We start from the raw sequence: 18,947 nt of genomic DNA, 5'->3' as shown, positions 1-18,947 counted from the left end.
GACACCAACATCAAGGTGAGCAACATGAATTTCTCCACGCAAGTCAAACCCATCAGCTATCTCAAGAGCCACGCCGCGGACATCGTGAAGACCCTTTCCGACACCCGCGAGCCGCTGCTCATCACACAGAACGGCGAAGCCAAACTCGTGGTGATGGATGTCCGCTCCTACGAAGAGCACGAAGCCACTCTCGCACTTCTCAAAGTCCTGGCGCTCGGCAACCGCGAAATCGAGCAGGGCCAGTTCCGATCTGCAACCGACGTGTTCGCCGATCTGGACCAAGAAGACGAGCAATGAAGGTTGTGTTCCTGCGGTCCGCCGAAGCCGACCTGAAAGATCTGAAGCGCTACGTCATCAAGAACTTCGGCACGGACACTTGGGCGACCAGCTACGAGAAGATCAAGAAATCCGTCGCGATGATCGAAGCGCATCCACAGGCAGGCAGGATTCCCGAGGAGCTCGAAAACCTGAACACGGCCCAATACAGGCAAGTCATCTCGGGCATGAATCGCATCATTTACGAAGTGAGAGCGGACACCGCCTACATCCACGTTGTCTGCGACACACGAAGAGATTTGAAAGGCCTGCTCATGCGGCGCTTGGTCGGCGCCGTTTGAGATCTGGCGTGCCTGCTAGGCGACTTGCGCCGGTTGGCGCTCTGCCTTTTCGTTCATGGCACTGGTCGGCGCTTCGGAGCGTTCAACGCGTGCTTCCTGCACCACCGGCTTCGCGGGCTCGCTGGCCATCCGGCTCAACGCCAGCGCCGCCTGCAGCGGGAACAGCGTGGCCGCATCCCCCTGCGCCGCATTGCTCACCGTCGTACCCGTGGTCTCGTCGAGGCTGGCCGTGCGCACAGCGTCGAGCCGGTGCGTCGGCACCATGAACGGCGAGTGCGTGGTGTAGATGATCTGGTTGCCGAAGTCTTTCTCGAAGTGCGCCAGCAGATCGGCCTGCGAGTGGGGGTGCAAGTGCAGCCCGGGTTCGTCAAGCAGCAGCACGGCGTCTTCCGCACGTCCGCCCTTCGTGTCAGCGAAGAACGCGATGTAGAACGAGAAGAACCACTGGAAGCCGCGGCTGCGCTCGTCGAGGTTCACTTCCACGTCGTAGGCGCTGTTCGGGTCGGACACCAGCGTGTCGAGGTACTGGCCGTCAAGGTTGAAGCGCACCTTCAACGGGCGGTCCTTCCACAGGCGGCGGATCTCTGCCGTCACCACCGAGCCGGCGCGGTTGGCCAGCTGGTTGCGCGTGGCCTGATCGTTCTTTTCGAGCAGGTTCTGCAACTGCTGCGGGTCGAGCCCCGCGACCTTGCACAGCTTGCCGAAGCTCTGCTGCTCGGGCGTGAGCTGGCCCCAGCCCTGGCGCCCCAGGTACTCGGCGATGTTCTGGCGGCCGGGCAGCGCCGGGTATTCGTCGACGTAGACGAAGCGCGGCAGCTTCCCAATCACCCAGGCCTGCGCGCGGGCGAGCGCCGGCGTGTCGTTGGAGATGGACAGGGCCATGTCTTCCAGCTCGGCCAGCATCTGCTCCTGCTTGTCGCTGAGCTCGGCGCCCGCCACGGCCAGCGCCTTGCGCAGGGCCTGTGCCGCCTTGACCGCGCCCGCCGACCACTTGATGTAGTCGGGGCTCATGATCATCGCGGCGTCGAAGGTGTCGGCTTCCTGCTCGAGCGTTACCTTCGCTTCCTCGGCGACTTTTTCTGCAGCGGCCTTCACGGCCGGCACGATCTTGCGGACCTTGCCCTTGATGTCGCTCACGTCGAGCGACAGCGCCGTGAGCCCTTCGAGCCCGGCCCAGCGTGCAGTGCCATAGCCGCGGGCCGCGGTGACGTGGCGCACGCCTGCCGCGCGCGGCAGGATCTCGACGAGCTCGGCCTGCTCGCTCTCGTCCAGGCTCCAGCGCGTGAAGACGACCGGGGTGTCGCCGGTGCACTCTTCCAGGCGACGGTGGCGGGGAAAGTCCTTGATGGGGCTGAGTTCGGCCAGGCCCTCGGCGGGGTTCAGGCTATGAAGTGCGCGCAGCAGGTTCGATTTACCGCTGTCATTTCGACCGAGGATCGCCGTGATCTGTGTGGAGTCGATGAGGCCGCTGTCGTTGATCGAGCGAAAGTTGGTGATCTGGAATGACGCCAAGCGCATGTAGAAAGGTTCTTCTGAATTGAATACGGGGTCGGGGAATGTATTGCATTCCACGACCCCGTCCGGCCCGAACCCGAAGAAAAAGATGGCTACTCGGCAGCGCGCCGCAGCGTGTCGACCACCGGGCGGCGCAGCACGTCGCGCAGGCCCCACCATCCCGCGCCCAGTGCCAGCACCGCGCCGGCCAGCGCGCCCGCCACCGGCACGATGGGCGAGGCGGTCCAGGTGAACTCGAACACAAAGCGCGCCAGGGCCCAGCCGATCACCGAAGCCACAATGCTCGCGAGAAAGCCCGCGAGCAGCCCCACGCCCACCAGCTCGGCGCGCTGCACCTGCCGCAGCAGGCTGGCGCGCGCGCCCACCGCGCGCATCACCGCGAACTCGCGCGCCCGTTCCTCGCGCGTGGCCGTCACCGCCGCGAACAGCACAACAAGCCCGGCCGCGAGCGTGAAGCCGAACAGGAACTCGACCGCCCGTATCACCTGATCGAGCACGCGCTGCAGCTGGTTGATGGTGGCGCTCATGTCGACGTTGGTCACGTTCGGGTAGCTGCGCACCAGTGCGTTGTCGAAGCCCCGGGTCTCGGGCGCGCGGAAGGCGCCCATGTAGGTGGTGGGCACGTCGGCCAGCGAGGCCACCGTGTACATCACGAAGAAATTGGCGTGCATCGAGCCCCAGTCGACCTTGCGCAGCGAGGTGATGCGCGCCTCGTTCTGCATGCCGCCGATGTCGAAGCGCAGCATGTCGCCGAGTTTCAGGCCCAGCGTCTCGGCCAGGCCCTCTTCCACGCTCACCTCGCCCTGCGCATCGGGCGTCCACTTGCCCGCGGTGATGGTGTTGTGCGCGGGCGCATCCACGCTGTTGCTGAGGTTGAACTCGCGGTCCACCAGGCGCTTGGCGCGGTCTTCGGCGTAGTCGTCGGGCGTCACGGGCTTGTCGTTGATGGCGATCAGACGGCCGCGGATCATCGGGTACCAGTCGAACTTGCCCACGCCCGCGTCGCGCAGCGACTTCTGGAAGGCATCGCTCTGGTCGGGCATGACGTTGATGACGAAGCGGTTCGGCGCATCGGGCGGCGTGGCCTGGCGCCAGCTCGCGACGAGGTCGGTGCGCAGCAGCACCAGCAGCACCAGCGCCAGCAGGCCGACCGACAGCGCGCTGACCTGCACCACCGCATAGGCCGGCCGCGCCGAAATCTGCCGCGTGGCCAGCACCAGCCATCGCGGCGCAGTCGTTTCGTTGACGCTGCGGCGCAGCACCTTCACCGCCAGCCAGCTCAGCAGCGCAAACACCGCCACCGCACCCGCGAAGCCGCCGACCGCGATCAGCCCCAGCTTGATGTCGCTGCTCGCCGCCATCAGCAGCGCCGCAAAGCCCGCAACGCCAACGCCCAGCACCGCGAGCGACGCGGGCTTGAGCCCGCCCACGTCGCGCCGGATCACGCGCAGCGGCGGCACGCGGGCCAGTTGCAGCACCGGCGGCAGGCCGAAGGCGAACAGCAGCGTGAGCCCCATGCCGAGCCCGAAAGCGACAGGCCACAAGGTGGCCGCGGGCAGCGCGGTTTCGACCAGCCCCGCCAGCAGCAGCACGAACACGTAGTGCACCGCGAAGCCGATGGCCACGCCCAGCCCGCTGGCCACGATGCCGATCACCGCAAACTCGAAGGAATAAGCTACGGCGATGGTGCGCTGGCTCTGGCCCAGCACCCGCAGCATTGCGCAGTCGTCGAGATGGCTGGCCGCGAAGCCGCGCGCGGCCAGCGCCACCGCCACGGCCGACAGCAGCGCCGCGAGCAGCGCGACCAGGCTCAGGAATTTCTCTGCGCGGTCCAGCGTCTGGCGCATCTCGGGGCGGCCGCCTTCGAAGGAATCGAGCCGCACGCCACGCAGCTCGCCCTTCTTGATGGTGGCGTCGGCCCAGTCACTGAAGCGCTTCACCGCCGCATCGCTGCCCGCCACCGCATAGCGATAGCCAACGCGGCTGGCCGGCTGCACGAGCCCGGTGCGCGGCACGTCGGCCTGGTTGAGCATCACGCGTGGCGAGAAGCTCATGAAGCCGGCGCCGCGGTCGGGTTCCAGCGTGATGACGCGGCCGACGCGCAGGCCGGTGTCGCCCAGCAGCATCGTGTCGCCGACCTTGAGCGCGAGCGAGTCGAGCAGCGAGGCATCGACCCACACCTCGCCCGGCGGCGGGATGTCGCGCGTGACGGCACCCGGCCCGTCGATGGTGGTGGAGGTCTGCAGGCTGCCGCGCAGTGGGTAACCAGCGGCCACGGCCTTCAACGCCACCAGCTTGCTGGCGCCGCCCTGCGCGTCCCCGGCCCGCGCCATGGTCGGAAAGCCGTAGGTGCCGCTGCCTTGCAGGCCCAGCGATTTCGCCTGCGCCACGAAGGCCTCGGGCGTCGGGTTGTCGCTGACGATCACCGCGTCGCCGCCCAGCAGCTGGCGCGCATCGCGCTTCAGCCCGCCCTGCAGGCGATCGGCAAAGAAGCCGACAGCCGTGAGCGCGGCCACGGCCAGCACCACGGCAACGATCAACAGGCGCAGTTCGCCGGCGCGCAGGTCGCGCCAGAGCGTGCGCCAACCCAGGCGGAGGGAGGCATTCATGGCGCGAACAATAGCCGACGCCCAGGGGCGCGGCTGGATTCAAGGGTTATTGCGCCCTTTCGGCCCTTGATCCCGACAGGATGCTGTCGCATGATGCGACAAACGTATCCCGTTTGTCGCAAACCGGGCACTCCCGGCAAGCGAAGAACGAGGCATAAAAACAGCCCGTTTTCAGACCCGTCCTTCCCCAAGGAGTGTCGATGCCACGATGCCAGCGCTTGCAGATCGTCGGCCTGTGCCTTGTCGCAGGCGTGCTGGCGAGTGCCTGCGATCCCAAGGTTCCCACGGTCCCCACGCCGAAGGCCGACGGCGGCACGGCGAGCCCGACGGGCATCAAGCCTGCCGAGTCCGGCGACAAGGTCGAATCCTCCACTTCCCACAAGGGCCCGTCCGAAGGCGGCGCAGCCATCGGCGGCATGAGCGGCCCGGGCGGTGGCGGCTCTTCCGGCGGCGCTGCGCCCGCGCCGAGCGGTGGCGACGGCACTGCGGCGCCCAAGTAGCGCGGCCCACCTGATTCATTCAATCAAGTTTCCCGGCAAAAAAGAAGATCACGATGAAACACCCCACTTCACCGCTGCAGGAGGTCACGTCATGGACATGAACCGCCGGCAATTCTTCCGCGTCAGCAGCGCGGGGCTGGTCGGCTCCAGCATCGTGGCGCTCGGCTTCTCGCCGACCGCCGCGCTGGCCGAGGCCCGCAACTTCAAGCTCGCGCGCACCACCGAGACCCGCAACACCTGCCCGTACTGCTCGGTGGGCTGCGGGCTCATCATGTACAGCCTGGGCGACAAGGCGAAGAACGTGGTGTCCGACATCCTCCACATCGAGGGCGATGCCGACCACCCCGTGAACCGCGGCACGCTGTGCCCCAAGGGCGCGGGCCTGCTCGACTTCGTGCACAGCCCCATGCGGCTGAAGTACCCCGAGGTGCGCGAAGCCGGCAGCACCGAGTGGAAGCGCATCGGCTGGAACGAGGCGCTCGACCGCATCGCCAAGCTGCTCAAGGCCGACCGCGACGCCAACTTCCAGACCACCAACGCCGAAGGCAAGACCGTGAACCGCTGGACCAGCAGCGGCATGCTCTGCGCCTCGGCCTCGTCCAACGAAACCGGATACATCACGCACAAGGCATTCCGCTCGACCGGAATGCTGGTGTTCGACAACCAGGCACGCGTTTGACACGGACCTACGGTGGCCAGTCTGGCCCCGACGTTCGGCAGAGGCGCGATGACCAACCATTGGCAGGACATCCAGAACGCGGATGTCGTGCTCATCATGGGCGGCAATGCCGCGGAGGCGCATCCGTGCGGCTTCAAGTGGGTCATCGAGGCCAAGAAGCAGAACAAGGCGCGCCTTGTCGTGGTCGACCCGCGCTTCACGCGCTCGGCCGCCATGGCCGACTACTACGCACCAGTGCGCGCGGGCTCGGACATCGCGTTCCTGGCGGGCGTCATCAACTACCTGCTGGGCAACGACAAGATCCAGACCGAGTACGTGCGCAACTACACCAACGCGCCGTTCATCGTCGGGCCTGACTACAAGTTCGAGGACGGCCTGTTCAGCGGCTACAACGCCGAGAAGCGCAACTACGACCCCAAGTCGTGGGGCTACGCGCTCGACGAGCAGGGCATGGCCAAGGTCGACATGACCATGCAGGACCCGCAATGCGTGCTGCAGGTGATGAAGCGGCACTATTCGCGCTACACGCCCGAGCTGGTGAGCCGCATCACCGGCACGCCGCAGGACAAGTTCCTGAAGGTGTGCGAGTACATCGCGAGCACCAGCACCTCCACGCGCACCATGACCATCATGTATGCGCTGGGCTGGACGCAGCACAGCCAGGGCTCGCAGATGATCCGCACCGGCGCCATCGTGCAGCTGCTGCTGGGCAACATCGGCGTACCCGGCGGAGGCATGAACGCGCTGCGCGGCCACAGCAACATCCAGGGCCTGACCGACCTGGGGCTGCTGTCGAACTCGCTGCCCGGCTACATGTCGCTGGCGCGTGACAGCGAGCAGACGCTGGACGTCTACTACAAGACCCGCGCGCTGAAACCGCTGCGCCCCAACCAGATGAGCTACTGGCAGAACTACCCGAAGTTCTTCGTCAGCATGCAGAAGGCGTGGTGGGGCAACGCGGCCACGGCGGAGAACGAGTGGGCCTTCCACTATCTGCCGAAGATCGACAAGCTCTACGACATCCTGCAGGCCTTCGAGCTCATGAACCTGGGCAAGCTCAACGGCTACATCTGCCAGGGCTTCAACCCGGTGGGCTCGTTCCCGGACAAGAAGAAGATCGTCGACGGGCTGTCCAAGCTCAAGTTCCTCGTCACCATCGATCCGCTGATGACCGAGACCAGCGAGTTCTGGCGCAACTTCGGCGAGTTCAACGACGTCAAGACCACCGACATCCAGACCACGGTGTTCCGCCTGCCTTCCACCTGCTTTGCGGAGGAAGACGGCTCGCTCACCAACTCCAGCCGCTGGCTGCAGTGGCACTGGAAGGGCGCGGAGCCGCCGGGCGAGGCCAAGGGCGACATCGAGATCATCGCGGGCATCTTCAACCGCATTCGCACGGCCTACGCGAAGGACGGCGGCGCGTATCCCGACCCGATCGTCAACCTCACCTGGCTCTACAAGATTCCGCATTCGCCTTCCGCGCAGGAGCTGGCGATGGAATACAACGGCCGTGCGCTGACCGACCTGCTCGACCCGAAGGACCCGACCAAGCCGCCAACGGCCAAGGCCGGCGAGCAGCTCTCGGGCTTCGGACTGCTGCGCGACGACGGCAGCACCGCCAGCGGCTGCTGGATCTACAGCGGCGCATGGACGCAGGCCGGCAACCAGATGGCCCGGCGCGACAACGCCGACCCGTACGGCATCGGCATGGTGCAGAACTGGGCGTGGGCCTGGCCCGCGAACAGGCGCATTCTGTACAACGGCGCCTCGACTGATCCGACTACCGGCAAGCCGTGGATCGCCAAGCGCGGCCTCATCGCATGGAACGGCAAGCAGTGGACCGGCGCCGACGTTCCCGACATCCGGCCCGACGCGAACCCGACGGAAGCCGACGCGGTGCGCCCGTTCATCATGACGGCCGAGGGCGTGGCCCGGCTCTTCGCACCGACGGGCATGGCCGAAGGACCACTGCCCGAGCACTACGAGCCCTTCGAGTCACCACTGGTCAACAACCTGATGCACCCGAACAACGAGAAGGCGCGCGCCAACCCCGCGGCACGCATCTTCAAGGGCGACCTCGAGCGTCTCGGTGTGCCGAAGGACTTCCCGTACGTGGCAACCAGCTACCGGCTCACCGAGCACTTCCACTACTGGACCAAGAACGTGCGCACCTCGGCCATCATCCAGCCGCAGCAGTTCGTCGAGATCGGCGAGGAGCTGGCCAAGGAGAAGGGCATCGCCAATGGCGACATGGTGAAGGTGTCGAGCAAGCGCGGCTTCATCAAGGCCGTGGCGCTGGTCACCAAGCGCATCGTCGGGCTGCAGGTCGATGGCCGCACGGTGCACACGGTGGGGTTGCCGAACCACTGGGGCTTCGTCGGCGTGGCCAAGCCTGGATATCTGGTGAACACGCTGACGCCGTTCGTGGGCGATGCGAATACGCAGACCCCAGAGTACAAGTCGTTCACCGTGAACATCGAAAAGGCCTGAGCGATGTCCTCACTTCAAACCCTCGACATCGCCGCCCGCTCGGCCACGACCACGCCGTCGCCCGACATCCGCAGCCGCCCGCAGGTGCAGCAGGTGGCCAAGCTGATCGACGTGTCGACCTGCATCGGCTGCAAGGCCTGCCAGGTCGCGTGCATGCAGTGGAACGACCTGCGCGACGACGTGGGCACCATGCACGGCACCTACGACAACCCGGTCGATCTCACGCCTTCCTCATGGACGGTGATGAAGTTCTCCGAGGTGGAACCCGAGGCCGGCAAGCTCGAATGGCTGATCCGCAAGGACGGCTGCATGCACTGCGACGACCCAGGCTGCCTGAAGTCGTGTCCGGCGCCGGGTGCCATCGTCAAGTACAGCAATGGCATCGTCGACTTCATCAGCGAGCATTGCGTGGGCTGCGGCAACTGCGTTACCGGTTGCCCATTCGATGTGCCGCGTATCAGCAAGGCCGACAACAAGGCCTACAAATGCTCGCTGTGCTCCGACCGCGTGGGCGTGGGCCTGGAGCCGGCCTGCGTGAAGGCCTGCCCCACAGGCGCCCTGCATTTCGGCACCAAGGAAGACATGCACGAGTACGCCTCGGAGCGCATCGTCGACCTGAAGGAGCGCGGCTTTGCCAACGCCGGCGTGTACGACCCGGCCGGCGTGGGCGGCACGCACGTGATGTACGTGCTGCAGCACGCCGACCGGCCGGGCCTGTATGCCGACCTGCCGAAAGACCCGCACATCAGCCCGCTGGTGTCGCTGTGGAAGGGCGTTGCCAAGCCGCTCGCGATGGTCGCCATGATCGGCGCGGTGGTGGGCAGCTTCTTCCACTACATGAAGACCGGCCCCATCGAGCCCAAGGACGAGCACCCCGATGCCGACCGCGACGGCAAGCCCGACGACGTGGTGGTGATCGAAGAGCCGCCCACCTCGCCATCCACCGCACCCCGCGCATGAGGAGAAGAACGCGATGACACGCTACTACCTTCGCCGCTACCGCGACGCCACGCGCATGAACCACTGGTTCGTCGCGATCATGTTCTTCGCGGCCGCGCTCTCGGGCCTGGCCTTCTTCCACCCGAGCCTGTTCTTTTTGAGCACGCTGTTCGGCGGCGGGCCATGGACGCGCATCCTGCATCCGTTCATGGGCCTGCTGATGGTGCTGGGCTTCGTCTTCCTGTTCTTCACGATGTGGCGCGAGAACATCCTCGACCGCGGCGACCGCGAGTGGATCGCCAACGCCCCGAAGATGCTCAAGGGCGACAAGTCATCCATGCCGCCGGTGGGCAAGTACAACGCCGGGCAGAAGCTGGTGTTCTGGGCCTTCGGCGTCAGCCTGCTGCTGTTGCTGGTGACGGGCTTCATGTTCTGGAGCCCGTGGTTCGTCGGCTTCTTCCCGATCCTCCTGCGGCGCATCGCGGTGGTGGTGCATTCGGTGTCGGCCGTGGTGCTGATTCTTTCGGTCATCACGCACATCTACGCGGCCATCTGGGTCAAGGGCACGTTGCGCGCCATGACGCGCGGCACCGTCACGGAAGGCTGGGCCAAGCTCAACCATCCCCTGTGGCATCGCAAAATGACGCGAGGTGAGTGATACTGCCCCGATGACGAGTTCCACCGGCAGCCCCCCGCCGATCCGGACCACGCGCATCCTCGATCCCGAACAGATCGCGATGCAGGCCGGACGGCAGATGCCGTTCCTGCGCCTGCCGGTTCGGTCTCTCGCGTTCTCCGACCGGCAATTGCGGCTGCGCCAGCTCGCGGCTTCGCATCCGATGCGCGAGTACCTGATCTTCATCGCCGATCTTGCGCAGGCGCAGCACCAGGTGCTGCAGGACTACGCACCAGTCACGCTGCCCGAATCCGATTCGCTCGAAGCCGCATCAAAGGTGCTGAAGCCGCCGATGCCCGCTTTCGGCTGGACACGCGATCCGGTCTGGCAGCAGGAGCTTCGCCGTCTGCTCGGCCTCTTCCGCGTACGGCTGCCCGAAGGCCCCGCGCGCGACACGCTCGACCGCGTGATGGCCGCCGACGATGCATGGATCAACGAGCAGGCCGACCGGCTCTCGCGCCGCATCATGTTCGGGCTCGACCTCGCTGCCGCGCCGTTGATTGCCGCGGGGCTGCAGGCCTACTGGACGCAGCTAGTGCTGCAGGTGGCGGAGCGCGAAGGCGAGAACATCTTCGGCCGCACCGACCCCGGCAACGAATGCCCCTGCTGCGGCAGTGCACCCACCGTGAGCATCACGCGCATCGGCGCCGACGAAGCGGGCTTCCGCTACCTGCACTGCTCGCTGTGCAGTACCGAGTGGCACTACGTGCGCATCAAGTGCACGCATTGCGAAAGCACCAAGGGCATCCATTTCGAATCGCTTTCTCCGCAGCCTGGCGTGGAACTGCCGGCCACCGGCGCACGCGAAGGCGCGGTGAAGGCCGAGTGCTGCGACAGCTGCGGCCACTACCTCAAGCAGATCGCGATGGAGAAAGACCCCGAGGTCGAACCCGTCGCCGACGACCTCGCCAGCGTCACGCTCGACCTGCTCGTGTCCGAAGCCGGCCACCAGCGCAGCGGCCACAACCTGATGCTGCTGTTCGGCGACCCCGAAGTTCCCGACGACGGCGGAGGCGGCTGATGGCAGCGCCCGAAGAGTCCGTGGTCCACGGCTCGACGGCAAGGCCCCAGGATCTGCCTTCTGTCGATCAACTGCTGCGCCTCGCCGTGCCGGGCGCATTGCTGGCCGAGCACGGCCACACGCTGGTGGTGAAAGAGGCACGCGCACTACTCGAAGGGCTTCGCGCGCAGGCTGTGGCAGGCAAGCTGATGGCCACAGAGGTACAGCACGACGCACTCGGCGATGCGCTCGCCGCGCGCATCCAGGCCCGCCTCGCACCGCGCATGCGCGCCGTGTTGAACCTCACCGGCACCGTCATTCACACCAACCTCGGCCGCGCGCTGCTGGCCGACTCGGCGCTGCAGCGGCTGCTCGCGGTGATGACATCGCCCAACAACCTCGAATACGACCTCGCCACTGGCAGCCGCGGCGACCGCGACTCGCTGGTGGAAGAGCTGCTGTGCAGCATCACCGGCGCCGAGGCGGCCACGGTGGTCAACAACAACGCGGCGGCCGTGCTGCTCACCATCGCGGCACTGGCGCGCGAGCGCGAAGTGATCGTCTCGCGCGGTGAACTCGTCGAGATCGGCGGCGCCTTCCGCATGCCCGACGTGATGGCCAGCGCGGGCGCGCGCATGGTCGAGGTCGGCACCACCAACCGCACGCATCCGCAGGACTACGAGCGCGCCATCAACGAACACACCGCGCTGGTGATGAAGGTGCACACCAGCAACTACGCCGTGCAGGGCTTCACCGCCGCCGTCGACGAAGCCACGCTCGCCGACATCGCGCATGCGCGCGGCGTGCCGCTGGCGACCGACTTGGGCAGCGGCTCGCTGGTCGACCTCGCGCACTACGGCTTGCCGCGCGAGCCGCTGCCGCAGGAGATGCTCGCGGCCGGCTGCGACGTAGTGACCTTCTCGGGCGACAAGCTGCTGGGCGGGCCGCAGGCCGGCCTCATCGTCGGCAGCAAGGCTGCGGTGGGCCGCATCCGCAAGTTCCCGATGAAGCGCGCGCTGCGCATGAGCAAGCTGCCGCTGGCGGCGCTCGAAGCCACGCTGTCGCTGTACCTGCGGCCCGAGCGTCTTGCGCAAGACCTGCCGACGCTGCGGTTGCTCACGCGGCCCGCCGATGCGATTCGCGAGATAGCCGAGAGCTTGAAGGCGCCGGTGCAGGCGGCCGTCTCTCCTCGCTTCACCGTCGAAGTCGTGCCGCTGCTCGGGCAGATCGGCTCCGGCTCGCTACCGGTCGAACGCCTGCCCTCGGCCGGACTGGCGCTCGCGCCGGCCGGCACGTCGAAAAAGGGCCTCGGCACTGCGCTCGACGCCCTTGCCACCGCGCTGCGTAGCCTGCCGCTGCCCGTGATCGGCCGCATAGCCGAAGACCGCCTGCTGCTCGACCTGCGCTGCCTCGAAGACAGCGCGCCCTTCACCTCTCAGCTCGGCGCTCTGCACGAGCGACTGCAGTAGATCGACTCCCTCAACCCACCCTCAGGAGAAAGCGATGAACCCCCTCGAAGTGCTCGCCGGTATCGAAACGCAAACGCTGCAGCCCTCGGCCCAGCGCACGGACAGCGAGGGACGATTTCCACGAGAGACGATCCAGGCGATGGGCCAGGCCGGCCTGCTCGGCCTTGTCTCGGCCAAATCGGTCGGCGGCCAGGGCCTGGGCCTGAAGGAAGCCGCGCAGGTGGTGTCACGCATCGCGCAGACTTGCCCGTCTACCGCGATGGTCGTGTGCATGCACTACTGCGCCACGGCAGTGCTCGAACAGTTCGGCCCCGAAGCCACGCGCCGCGCGATTGCCGAGGGCAAGCACCTGAGCACGCTGGCTTTTTCCGAGGCCGATTCGCGCAGCCACTTCTGGGCGCCCACCGGCACTGCCCGCGCAGATGGCGCGAACGTGGTGCTCGACGCGCGCAAGAGCTGGGTCACTTCCGCCTTCGAAGCCGACAGCTACGTGTGGTCGAGCAAGCCGCTCGCGGCCGAAGGCGCCAGCACGTTGTGGCTGGTCGATGCGAAGTCCGACGGCCTGAGCCAGCCCGGCCGCTTCGACGGACTGGGCCTGCGCGGCAACGCCTCCACGCCGATCACCGCGAAGGACGTGCGCATCGCGGCCAGCGCCCGGCTCGGCGAGGACGGCAAGGGCTTCGACACCATGATGGGCGTGGTGCTGCCGTGGTTCTCGGTGCTCAGCGCCGCCTGCTCGACGGGCCTGATGGAAGGCGCCCTGAGCCGCGCCATCGGCCACGTGAGCCAGACGAAGCACGTGCACCTCGATTCGTCGCTGGCCGATCTGCCGACCATCCGCGCCTACCTCGCGCGTGCGCGCATCAAGACCGACATGGTGCAAACGCTGCTCGACGACACGGTGGCCGCCATCGGCGCGGGCCGCCCCGACACCATGCTGCGCGTGCTCGAAGTGAAGGCTGCCGCCGCCGAAACCGCGCTCGAAGTCACCGACATCGCCATGCGCGTATGCGGCGGCGCGGCCTTCCGCAAGGAGGCGGGCATCGAGCGGCTGTTCCGCGACGCGCGCGCCTCCAGCGTGATGGCACCGACCTCCGACGTGCTGTACGACTTCATCGGCAAGGCCATCACCGGCCTGCCCTTGTTCTGAAGGAATCGTCCCATGCCGGAACCGACACTGATCATGGGCGCCGTAGCCTACGCGCCCAAGGTCGTCACCATCTGGGAAGGCTTCAAGGCCTTCTTCGTGAAGAACGGACTGCCCTTCGACTACGTGCTGTATTCGAACTACGAAAGCCAGGTCGAGGCGCAGTTCGACGGCACGCTGCACCTGGCGTGGAATTCGCCGCTGGCCTGGGCGCGCGCCGAGCGCATCGCGCGCAGCCGTGGCCAGCAGGTGCAAGCCGTGGCCATGCGCGACACCGATTGCGACCTGCGCTCGGCCATCGTCGTGCGCGCCGACAGCCCGGTGCAGTCGCTGGCCGACCTGCGCGGCAAGACCATCGGGCTGGGCGCGCTCGATTCGCCGCAGGCCACGCTGATTCCACTCGACCACTTGCGCACCGAGGGCCTGGTGAAGTCGCGCGATTTCCAGGTGCGGTATTTCGACGTGCTCGGCGGCAAGCACGGCGACCACATCGGCGGCGAGCGCGATGCGGCCATCGCGCTGATGGCCGGCCAGATCGACGCCTGCTGCCTGATCGACGGCAACCACCTGGCCTTCGGCCTCGACGGCACGCTGCCTTCAGGCAGCACGCGCGTGCTGGCGCGCACCGGTGCGTACGACCACTGCAACTTCACCACCAGCCCCGGCGCACCGGCCGCGTTGATCGACCGCTTCGTCTCGCTGCTGATGGCGATGCGCTGGGACGACCCGCAGGTGCGCCCGCTGCTCGAACTCGAAGGCCTGCGCGAGTGGCGCGCCGGCCGCACCAGCGGCTACGCGCTGCTCGAGCGCGCGGTGGACGACGAACACTTCTACGACGGCGATGGCCGCATCACCAACCCCGACTATCGATATTGAGTCGCTGGGCCTCGATCAGGGTGCCCTGCTGCTCATTCGCCGCGCGCTGGCCGAACGGCCGGTGGGTGGCGAGCTGCGCGTGCGCGGGCAATCGCCGGACTGGCGGATGCACCTGGAAGCGTGGTGCCGCAGCCAGGGGCATCCGCTGCGCTTCGAGACGGCGGAGCAGGCCACTGTCACGCGCGGCCCGCATGCCGAAGGCCGCTGGCTCGGCGCGCAATCGACCGGTGCCGCGCAGGGCGACGCCAACGGCTCGCCCGCCGAAGACGCCGCGCCCGGCTGGGGCCTGGCGGCGCGCGGCGCCACGGTGGAGGCCGGCAGCCCGCCCTTCTTCTTCGCCCTGCACCGCCGCGACGAAGTGTGGGCCGCAACGGCGGGCGAGCTCTACCGGCAGGCAGCAGCAGCCCAATGGGACCCGGGCACAGCCATCGACTGGGACGCGCCCTTCGATCTGCCACCCGCCGTGGAGGCAGCAGTCGTGCAGGTGATGACCTACCTCATCGAGAACGAGAACGCCGCGCTGCTGGTGCCGGCGCGCCACCTGGGCCAGATCCATCCGCACTTCCGCGAAGTGCTGCAACTGCTGGCGCTGCAATGCGCCGACGAGGCGCGGCACGTCGAAGTCTTCACGCGCCGCGCCACGTTGCGCGGCCATGAACCGGCCCTGTCGACGGCCGGTGGGCAAGCCTCGCTGCGCACGCTGTTCGATGCGCCGGATTTTTCCGTCGCCACCTTCCTGCTGGCCGTGCTCGGCGAGGGCAGCTTCGTGAACCTGCTCAACTTCCTGCACGCGCACGCGCCCGATCCGGTGACGCGGCAGATCGCACGGCTGACGGCGCGCGACGAGGCACGCCACGTCGCCTTCGGCATGGCGCACCTCGAATACCGGCTCTCGGTGCAGCCCGACTACCAGGCGCGGCTGCGCAACGCCATCGAGGTGCGCTACGACACGCTGGCCAGCACGGCGGGCCTCAATGAGGAAGTGTTCGACGCGTTGGTGCTGCTGGCCGCGGGCGAGTTGTCGCCGTCCGCCGTCGCACGCGGCCACACGGCCGTGCAGCAACTGCAACGCGACATGGCAGCCGGACGGCGTTCGCGTCTCGCACGGCTGGGCTTCGACCGCGACGAGGCGCAGCGGCTGTCCGAGCTGCACACCCGCAACTTCATGTGACGACACGCCCACGATGATCATCGGCACTGCAGGCCACATCGACCACGGCAAGACCACGCTGGTGCGCGCGCTCACCGGCGTCGACACCGACCGGCTGCCCGAGGAGAAGCGGCGCGGCATTTCCATCGAGCTGGGCTATGCGTACCTGCATGCGCCCGATGGCGTGTCGCTCGGCTTCGTCGACGTGCCGGGCCACGAGCGCCTGCTGCACACCATGCTGGCCGGCGCGACCGGCATCGACCATGCACTGCTGGTGGTGGCCGCCGACGACGGCGTGATGCCGCAGACGCGCGAGCACCTGGCCGTGGTGGCGTTGCTGGGCGTGCGCGAGGCGACTGTGGCCGTCACCAAGATCGACCGCATCGACGAGGCCGTGCGCGAAGCGCGGCTTGCCGAGGTGCGTGCGGACATCGCCGCGCTGCTGGCGCCCACGCCACTCGCACAGGCGCCCATGCTCGCGGTGTCGGCGACGACCGGCGAAGGCATCGACGCGCTGCGGGAACGGCTGCTCGACGTGGCGCGCCAGGAGCGCACGCGCGAAGACGACCTGGCGTTTCGCCTCGCGGTCGATCGTGCCTTCACGCTGTCGGGCGTCGGCACCGTGGTCACCGGCACGGTCTTCAGCGGCACGGTGCGCATCGGCGACGAACTGCGCGTGGTGCCTGGCGATCGCACGGTGCGCGTGCGCGGCATCCATGCGCAGAACCAGAAGACCGAATCGGCTCGTGCGGGCCAACGCTGTGCGCTGGCATTAGCTGGCGTCACCAAGGACGAGATGCATCGCGGCGACTGGGTCTGCGCACCGAGCATCGCGCTCGCCACGGATCGCATCGACGTGCTCCTCACGCTGTGGCCCGACGAAGCCAAGCCACTGCGCTCGGGTGCGACGGTGCACGCGCACCTCGGCGCGAGCGACGTGATGGCGTCGGTCGCGCTGCTCGACCGTGATGCGCTCGCGCCCGGCGAGACGGCGTTTGCTCAATTGGTGCTGAGGGAAGCAGTCGGCACATGGCATGGCGACCGCGGCGTGCTGCGCGATGCCTCGGCCACGCGCACCGTGGCCGGCGTGCGCGTGCTCGACCCGTTCGCACCGGTGCGCTACCGCCGCACGCCCGAGCGCCTGCGCACGCTGGCGGCCTGGGCCATCGACGATCGCACGGCGCGCGTGGCCGCGCTGCTGCACAACGCGCCGTTGGGCGTCGACACCGCGCGAATAGCGCGCGTTCTCTCGCTGGCCGATGAAGCCGCGCTGTCGCTGCCCGGCGATGCGGTGCGCATCGACCACACGGCCATCGCGCAGACGCATCTGGACATGCTCGAAGAGCAGATTGCTGGGCGCCTCGCGGACTTTCATCGCACCGCGCCCGACGAGGTCGGTCCTGATGCACGCCGCCTCAAGCGACTGGCCGGGCCGCGCACGGACGACTCGCTCTGGCGCCATGCGCTCGATGCGCTGGTCGCGCGTGGTGCGCTGGTGCGCAGCGGCACCTGGCTGCATCTGCCGGACCATGCGGCGCGCCTTGGCGAAGCCGAACAGAAGCTCGCGCAGAAGTTGTTGCCCAGGCTGGCCGATGGCGGCTTCGATCCGCCGTGGGTGCGCGATCTCGCCAAGGACTGCGCGGTGAGCGAACCGATGGTGCGACAGACGCTCGCGAGTCTTGCGCGGCGTGGCGAGGTCTTTCAGGCTGTGAAGGACTTGTACTATCCGCTGGCAACTGTCGAGCGGTTGGCGGTGATGGCACGTGATTGCCTCGATGGCCCGGAAGGACTGCAGGCCGCGAGTTTTCGCGATGCGACTGGGTTGGGGCGCAAGCGCGCGATCCAGTTGCTCGAATTTTTTGACCGTGTGGGCTATACGCGGCGCGTGAAGGACACGCATCTGCTGCGGCCCGATACGTCGTTGTTCGGGGCAGGGCCGTGAACAACGAAACCAGTCATGGGAGGGGATCGTCCCTGGTGGGGCGGCTGGGCTTCAAACCCAGTGGGTGGCGCCAGTCGTCGCCGGGAAGGTTCGACTCCTTCCCCCTTCCGCCGTTTCTGTCTTGCTCCTTCCCCCTCTGGGGGAAGGCTGGGATGGGGGCAAGCGGCACTGGCTTTTCCTCGGCGCTTCATCGACCGCCGCGTGCCCCCACCCCTGCCCTCCCCCAGAGGGGGAGGGAGAAATACGGGGAGCTACGGCACCACGCGCAGCGAGGGCTCGCCAGCCTCGACACGGCCGATGATCGCCGCTTGCGCAAAGCCTTCATCGCGGAAGATCTTCAGCACGGCATCGACCGCTTCAGGCGCGCAGCTCACGAGCAGGCCGCCCGAGGTCTGCGGGTCGCTCAGCAAGTTCTGCGTGGTGGCATGCAATCCGGCGGCGAGTTCGACTTCGGCGCCGTAGCCTGCCCAGTTGCGCCCCGAAGCGCCGGTGACGAAGCCTTCGGCCGCCATCGCCAGCACGTTCTCCAGCAGCGGCACCTTCGACCATTCGACCACCGCCGTGAGCCCCGCGCCGCGCGCCAGTTCGAGCGTGTGGCCAGCCAGTCCGAAGCCGGTGACATCGGTCAGCGCATGCACGCCGTCGAGGGCCGACAGCGCGATGCCGGGTGTGTTGAGCTTCGTCGTGCTTTCGATCAGCTGGCGGTAGCCGGTCTCGGAGAGCTGCTCTTTCTTGAGCGCGGCCGACAGCACGCCAACGCCCAGCGGCTTGCCCAGCACCAGCACGTCACCCGCCTTCGCATCGGCATTGCGCCGCACGTGGTCGGGGTGCACGAGGCCCATTGCGACGAGGCCGTAGATCGGCTCGACCGAATCGATGGTGTGGCCGCCGGCAATCGGGATGCCGGCCGCGCGGCACACATCCTGCCCGCCGCGCACGATCTCGGCGATGACTTCCACCGGCAGCTGGTTGATTGGCATGGCCACCAGCGCCAGCGCCATGATCGGCCGCCCGCCCATCGCGTACACGTCGCTGATCGCGTTGGTCGCGGCGATGCGGCCGAACTCGTAGGGATCGTCCACGATGGGCATGAAGAAGTCGGTGGTCGCAATCAGCGCCTGCTGGTCGTTGAGCCTGTAGACCGCCGCGTCGTCTGCGGTCTCGATGCCCACCATGAGCTCGGGCGGGATCAGCCCACCCGCATGGTTCTTGAGGATCTGCGACAGCACGCCAGGCGCGATCTTGCAGCCGCAGCCGCCGCCATGCGAAAAACTCGTGAGGCGCAAAGGCGCGAGCGGGTTCATGAGCGTTGGGTTCATGGGCCGATTATCGAATCGG

15 protein-coding genes and 1 tRNA gene are annotated in these 18,947 nt (G+C 67.5%); 13 read left to right on the top strand and 3 right to left on the bottom strand.

Annotated elements, in window-relative coordinates; genetic code table 11:
• Nucleotides 1-24: 24 nt before the first annotated feature.
• On the top strand, nucleotides 25-297 hold the full coding sequence (locus ACSFBF_RS11855; RefSeq protein WP_435467418.1) for a type II toxin-antitoxin system Phd/YefM family antitoxin: 273 nt from the start codon (nucleotides 25-27) through the stop codon (nucleotides 295-297).
• Nucleotides 294-617, top strand: a complete 324-nt coding sequence (locus tag ACSFBF_RS11850) for a type II toxin-antitoxin system RelE/ParE family toxin (protein WP_435467069.1) — start codon at nucleotides 294-296, stop codon at nucleotides 615-617. Before ACSFBF_RS11855 ends, ACSFBF_RS11850 begins: the two co-directional genes overlap by 4 nt.
• A gap of 15 nt (nucleotides 618-632) precedes the next feature.
• Here the strand turns inward: ACSFBF_RS11850 and ACSFBF_RS11845 are convergent, their stop codons facing one another.
• Together ACSFBF_RS11845 and ACSFBF_RS11840 are read right to left on the bottom strand one after the other, a co-directional pair.
• A complete protein-coding gene (locus ACSFBF_RS11845; RefSeq protein WP_435467067.1) occupies nucleotides 633-2,135 on the bottom strand; it encodes an AAA family ATPase in 1,503 nt (500 codons plus the stop codon).
• 89 nt (nucleotides 2,136-2,224) lie between these two features.
• Nucleotides 2,225-4,741 (bottom strand): ABC transporter permease, encoded by a 2,517-nt coding sequence (locus ACSFBF_RS11840; RefSeq protein WP_435467065.1) that lies wholly within the window; start codon nucleotides 4,739-4,741, stop codon nucleotides 2,225-2,227.
• 200 nt (nucleotides 4,742-4,941) lie between these two features.
• On the opposite strand from ACSFBF_RS11840, the gene ACSFBF_RS11835 reads away from it, so the two are divergent.
• The 11 genes from ACSFBF_RS11835 to ACSFBF_RS11785 all read left to right on the top strand — a co-directional run bounded on the left by ACSFBF_RS11835 (nucleotide 4,942) and on the right by ACSFBF_RS11785 (nucleotide 17,719).
• On the top strand, nucleotides 4,942-5,241 hold the full coding sequence (locus ACSFBF_RS11835) for a hypothetical protein (RefSeq protein ID WP_435467063.1): 300 nt from the start codon (nucleotides 4,942-4,944) through the stop codon (nucleotides 5,239-5,241).
• A 91-nt stretch (nucleotides 5,242-5,332) separates the two neighbouring features.
• On the top strand, nucleotides 5,333-8,410 hold the full coding sequence (fdnG, locus tag ACSFBF_RS11830; RefSeq protein WP_435467061.1) for a formate dehydrogenase-N subunit alpha: 3,078 nt from the start codon (nucleotides 5,333-5,335) through the stop codon (nucleotides 8,408-8,410).
• A 3-nt stretch (nucleotides 8,411-8,413) separates the two neighbouring features.
• Nucleotides 8,414-9,370, top strand: coding sequence for a formate dehydrogenase subunit beta (fdxH, locus tag ACSFBF_RS11825; protein ID WP_435467058.1), 957 nt, complete (start codon nucleotides 8,414-8,416; stop codon nucleotides 9,368-9,370).
• Nucleotides 9,371-9,383: 13 nt separating this feature from the next.
• Nucleotides 9,384-10,007 carry a formate dehydrogenase subunit gamma gene (locus tag ACSFBF_RS11820; protein WP_435459401.1) on the top strand — a complete coding sequence of 208 codons (624 nt, stop codon included), beginning with the start codon at nucleotides 9,384-9,386 and terminating at the stop codon, nucleotides 10,005-10,007.
• 10 nt (nucleotides 10,008-10,017) lie between these two features.
• A complete protein-coding gene (gene fdhE / locus ACSFBF_RS11815) occupies nucleotides 10,018-11,046 on the top strand; it encodes a formate dehydrogenase accessory protein FdhE (RefSeq protein WP_435467056.1) in 1,029 nt (342 codons plus the stop codon).
• Nucleotides 11,046-12,494, top strand: a complete 1,449-nt coding sequence (gene selA, locus ACSFBF_RS11810) for an L-seryl-tRNA(Sec) selenium transferase (protein WP_435467054.1) — start codon at nucleotides 11,046-11,048, stop codon at nucleotides 12,492-12,494. The genes fdhE and selA overlap by 1 nt, the downstream gene beginning before the upstream one ends.
• 34 nt (nucleotides 12,495-12,528) lie before the next feature.
• A complete protein-coding gene (locus ACSFBF_RS11805) occupies nucleotides 12,529-13,644 on the top strand; it encodes an acyl-CoA dehydrogenase family protein (protein WP_435467052.1) in 1,116 nt (371 codons plus the stop codon).
• Nucleotides 13,645-13,656: 12 nt separating this feature from the next.
• On the top strand, nucleotides 13,657-14,517 hold the full coding sequence (locus ACSFBF_RS11800) for a phosphate/phosphite/phosphonate ABC transporter substrate-binding protein (protein WP_435467050.1): 861 nt from the start codon (nucleotides 13,657-13,659) through the stop codon (nucleotides 14,515-14,517).
• Nucleotides 14,483-15,688, top strand: coding sequence for a ferritin-like domain-containing protein (locus tag ACSFBF_RS11795; RefSeq protein ID WP_435467048.1), 1,206 nt, complete (start codon nucleotides 14,483-14,485; stop codon nucleotides 15,686-15,688). The genes ACSFBF_RS11800 and ACSFBF_RS11795 overlap by 35 nt, the downstream gene beginning before the upstream one ends.
• Before the next feature lie 13 nt (nucleotides 15,689-15,701).
• Nucleotides 15,702-17,609, top strand: a complete 1,908-nt coding sequence (gene selB / locus ACSFBF_RS11790; protein WP_435467046.1) for a selenocysteine-specific translation elongation factor — start codon at nucleotides 15,702-15,704, stop codon at nucleotides 17,607-17,609.
• Between the two features lie 17 nt (nucleotides 17,610-17,626).
• Nucleotides 17,627-17,719 (top strand) — tRNA-Sec (locus ACSFBF_RS11785).
• 141 nt (nucleotides 17,720-17,860) lie between these two features.
• On the opposite strand, the gene selD is transcribed toward ACSFBF_RS11785, so the two are convergent.
• Nucleotides 17,861-18,928 carry a selenide, water dikinase SelD gene (gene selD, locus ACSFBF_RS11780; RefSeq protein WP_435467044.1) on the bottom strand — a complete coding sequence of 356 codons (1,068 nt, stop codon included), beginning with the start codon at nucleotides 18,926-18,928 and terminating at the stop codon, nucleotides 17,861-17,863.
• Nucleotides 18,929-18,947 lie beyond the last annotated feature (19 nt).

Origin of the sequence: Variovorax nivicola (genome assembly GCF_051216475.1) — a bacterium.
GTDB lineage: Bacteria > Pseudomonadota > Gammaproteobacteria > Burkholderiales > Burkholderiaceae_C > Variovorax.
The sequence above is the reverse complement of the archived record's forward strand: the minus strand, read 5'-3'. Positions and strand labels throughout refer to the sequence as shown.